A 3,361-nucleotide genomic window follows, 5' to 3' on the forward strand; every position below is an offset into this window, starting at 1 on the left:
TGTGCGGGGTCAGCGAGGGTTGGCGCTTCCAGGAGCAGGGGGGAGCGTCCTTCGGGTCGCTGCGTCGTCCGAAGCCGGTGTCTGGCATTCGCGCACCTCCTTGTCGGGCGTCCAGGAATGTCTGGGTTGAAGGTGGGGGTCGTGTCTGTCTATTTCCACTGGGGGACACCGGGGTCGCAGGGGCGCGGTGAATCCAGACAGGGAGGCGAGGTCCCGCCGGGCATGTCTCCTGCGGGAGGGTGGGGCACGACGCACTGTTGAAGGTGAACGTGGCTGGTGCCCTGGAGGCGCGGCCCCTTCAGGTGAGGTCAGGTCGCATGATCATCGTCGGCTCGATGGTGGTGGGCATCCTGGTGATGCTGGTGGTGATGGCCGCGGTCATGATGGGAGGCGCGCTGGCGCACAAGGGCGCGCGCAGGGATGAGGAGCGCTGGGCGCGAGAGGCCAGGGAGCGCGCGGCGCGGCGGGACCGGGACCGCGAGGGGCCGCTGGGCGGGGAGCCCGTGCCCGCGTGAGCTGTCGGAAGGGCGTGAAGCGGTGGGTGCATCCTCCTGGGACGTGGGAGGATGCACCGTGCGATTCGCGTTGCCTCCAGTGCTGCTGTCTCTGTTCGTAGGGTGTGCCGCGACGACTCCGGCTCCGACCTCTGTCGCGGCCGCGAAGACCGTTCGTGGTCCCTGGGCGGAGATTCCCGCGGTCGAGATGCCGGCGGAAGACAGGTCCATTCCCATCGATCTGCTTCGGGACGTCGCGGAGGTCCTCCTCCAGCGCCCCGGAGCCAGGACATGCGACCGGTCCACACAGCGGCCCATCAAGGGGTTGTCCACGGAGTATTGCGCCACGGTCTACGTCGCTGGAGGACGGGAGTCGCTGTCCTGGCGGGTGTCCGAACCCGTGTTGGGGAGTCATGATCGTTGCTCCGCACCGCTCCATGTCGAAGACCATGACCATCCGGCTTCTCGAGTCTGGGTGGTGGGGTTCATCCACAACCACCCTTGTGGAAGCCCGCCTTCCTCCCTCGACCTCCTGGCCTGGCCGACCGACGCAGTCGATCCGATGACGGCCATGGCGGTGGTCCGCCTTGTCCCCGGCAATCCCGCGCCGGCCCTGTTCAAAGGGCTGGCCGTCGAAATGGCTTCCGCGTTGGTTGCGGAGCTCGCGGACGGGACGCGCGTCTACCTGCGCTATTTCCCCACGGGCGAGGTCGAACAATGGAGCGGAAGCCGACGCAGGTGGATCCTCCTGGGAACCTGTGCGCCCACCTTGAGTCAATTCGGCGCGGCGCCCCGGTGCACGAATGGGCCGCTGCGACTGCTGCGTGAATAGGAGCGATGACGATGAGCAGGGGACTGGCGGCAGCACTCGTCGCGATGCTCGCTGGATGTGTCGCGCCGTCGAAGGCGTGGAAGACGCCGATTGAATGGCCGGATGCGAACTCCGCCATGCTCGTGGGACAACCGATGGAAGCCGGGGCGGCGGTGGCCGCGGCGGGTGCGGTGCGTGAGCTGGTTCGCACGAACACCGACCCCACGCTGTTCGAAGGCTGCGCCAGTCCCGAGCAGGGCCTGATGGTCGCTGTATTCACGGGTCCGACGACGGGCTTGTATTACGTCGTCGTGCACCAGGATTTCAGACGGTGTGGTGGGCCGCGCATCCGGGTCCTCGATGCCTGGGACGCCTATGCGGTCACCCCGCAGGGAGACGTGGTCGCCAAGGCCCCTCCGCCCGCGGGGGACTCCTCTTTCTCGGCGCCTCGGCTCGAGGAACCCGTGCCTTCGGTTCCTCCGTCGGACCCACTCCCTCCGCCGCTGCCGCCTCCCGCACCGGTGAACGAATCCCCGGCCCCCGCTCCGGTTCCCTGAGGCTCACCGGGGCCGGGGGGCGTAGTAGCGGCGCAGCCAGCGGCTCAGGCCGTCCAGACCGGGGAAGAGCACGCGCTCGGTGATGTTCGCCTGGTCCAGCTTGTCCCGGACCTCCCACTTGAGCGACGCCGGCACGATGAGCCGCCGCACCCCCTGGTGCTGATCCCCCAGGAAGTCATTCAGGCTCAGGTCCGGCCCGTTCATCACCGAGAACAGCGCGAACTGGTTCACGATGCGCGCATCCAGCGACGGCGGCTCGAAGAACAACACGAACGGGTGCTTCGCCATCCCGTCGAACGTGGGCAGATCCGCCGCCACCTCCGCCAGCATCTCCGCCGTGAACACGTCCGCGCCCTCCAGCCGCAACTGCGCCTTCAACGGCTGGGGCAACTGCTGGTTCGTCTGGTGGTAGTCCACGCACCAGATGGCGCCGTCCTCACCCAGGAAGTCCTGACGCTCCGTCATGAAGTGCAGCGCCACGTAGGGGCTGAACGTCCAGTCCAGCAGTCGCGTCGGCATCCCGTGGTGCTGCGCCAGCGCCAACCAGTCCCACACCGACGTGAGCTGCGCCGTGCCCGGCACGCCCCGCGCGTACTTGCGGAAGGCCCTGAGCAGGTCCCGCTCGTGCCGCACGAACGCACCCTGGCGGTTCAGCGTCGCGGACAAATCCTGCCGGGCGTCCGGAATGCCGCGGAAGACGAAGCTTGTTCGAAAGCGGCCAAGCGGCTCGTTCCACGAACCCCCGAACAACAGGTCCTGCAACTCCAACCACGTCGTGACGCGTTGCTCCTGCATCCACGCCCCCCTCGCCCCGGAAGGTGAGCCCTGCCGTTCAAGGAAGCAGCGTTTCTGGGAGCCATCCTGCGTCCGACGACGGGCGCCCTCCCGGTCCGCTCGCTCCCCCAGCGGGGAAGCACGGGCCCGGTCGGACGCCCGGTCGCCTCAATCACAAACGGACAACGGGACTACGGCCGCCCGTAATCGGCGGGCTGGGTAAAGGCATACGAACTGGCCCCCGGCGCTTTGTCCGCCTGGAACAGCGGGCACTTCGCGCAGGTGAAGCTCTCCCAGTCCTGGCGGACCGCCACGTCGATGCAGCCGCTGTACATGCGGCAGTGGACGTTGCGGTACTCCTCGATGGAGAACGAGTCGGCCCGCAGCGGGAGATGGAACTCGGTGGGTCGCGGCTGTGGACAAGGCATGTGTTTCTCTCTAGCCCCCCTCGTGGGTGCTGATTCCCTCTACGGACTGGTGCGTCGCGTCATTCCCGAAGGCCAGAAGCACAGGCACTGAACGCTTGCACCCTGGCTCATCGCAGTCAGCAGAGGACCGTGTAGGTTCGAAACGCTGCAAAAGGCAGAACAGCCTATACACGTCACCTTTCCCGGGCCCGTCCCCCCAGGATGTCTGCCTTCACGAGGGCCAGGCGACCGGGCACGGACTGTCGGAATCTTCACCCTCCGGGGACTTTCCCGCGAAGATGCGGCCCGTGAGCTCCC

At 67.5% G+C, this 3,361-nt stretch carries 5 protein-coding genes; 3 read left to right on the forward strand and 2 right to left on the reverse strand.

Going from position 1 to position 3,361, the window contains the following annotated elements:
• Positions 1–317: 317 nt before the first annotated feature.
• The 3 genes from D7X74_RS40660 to D7X74_RS40670 all read left to right on the forward strand — a co-directional run bounded on the left by D7X74_RS40660 (position 318) and on the right by D7X74_RS40670 (position 1,862).
• A complete protein-coding gene (locus tag D7X74_RS40660; RefSeq protein WP_120538292.1) occupies positions 318–515 on the forward strand; it encodes a hypothetical protein in 198 nt (65 codons plus the stop codon).
• A 454-nt stretch (positions 516–969) separates the two neighbouring features.
• Entirely contained in the window at positions 970–1,326 is a 357-nt protein-coding gene (locus D7X74_RS44695; protein ID WP_233602468.1) for a hypothetical protein, read from the forward strand.
• An 11-nt stretch (positions 1,327–1,337) separates the two neighbouring features.
• Positions 1,338–1,862, forward strand: coding sequence for a hypothetical protein (locus tag D7X74_RS40670; RefSeq protein WP_120538296.1), 525 nt, complete (start codon positions 1,338–1,340; stop codon positions 1,860–1,862).
• A 3-nt stretch (positions 1,863–1,865) separates the two neighbouring features.
• Here D7X74_RS40670 and D7X74_RS40675 read toward each other — a convergent pair whose 3' ends face one another.
• Positions 1,866–2,657 carry an FRG domain-containing protein gene (locus D7X74_RS40675; RefSeq protein ID WP_120538293.1) on the reverse strand — a complete coding sequence of 264 codons (792 nt, stop codon included), beginning with the start codon at positions 2,655–2,657 and terminating at the stop codon, positions 1,866–1,868.
• A gap of 170 nt (positions 2,658–2,827) precedes the next feature.
• Positions 2,828–3,064 (reverse strand): hypothetical protein, encoded by a 237-nt coding sequence (locus D7X74_RS40680; RefSeq protein ID WP_120538294.1) that lies wholly within the window; start codon positions 3,062–3,064, stop codon positions 2,828–2,830.
• Between the last annotated feature and the right edge of the window lie 297 nt (positions 3,065–3,361).

It is taken from the genome of Corallococcus sp. CA047B (assembly GCF_003612065.1).
Taxonomy (GTDB): Bacteria; Myxococcota; Myxococcia; order Myxococcales; family Myxococcaceae; genus Corallococcus; species Corallococcus praedator.

What these genes read in the sequence shown, in the direction of transcription:
- D7X74_RS40675 (WP_120538293.1), bottom strand. Translation starts at nt 2,657, where the DNA reads ATGCAGGAGCAACGCGTCACGACGTGGTTGGAGTTGCAGGACCTGTTG.
- D7X74_RS40660 (WP_120538292.1), top strand. Translation starts at nt 318, where the DNA reads ATGATCATCGTCGGCTCGATGGTGGTGGGCATCCTGGTGATGCTGGTG.
- D7X74_RS40670 (WP_120538296.1), top strand. Translation starts at nt 1,338, where the DNA reads ATGAGCAGGGGACTGGCGGCAGCACTCGTCGCGATGCTCGCTGGATGT.
- D7X74_RS40680 (WP_120538294.1), bottom strand. Translation starts at nt 3,064, where the DNA reads ATGCCTTGTCCACAGCCGCGACCCACCGAGTTCCATCTCCCGCTGCGG.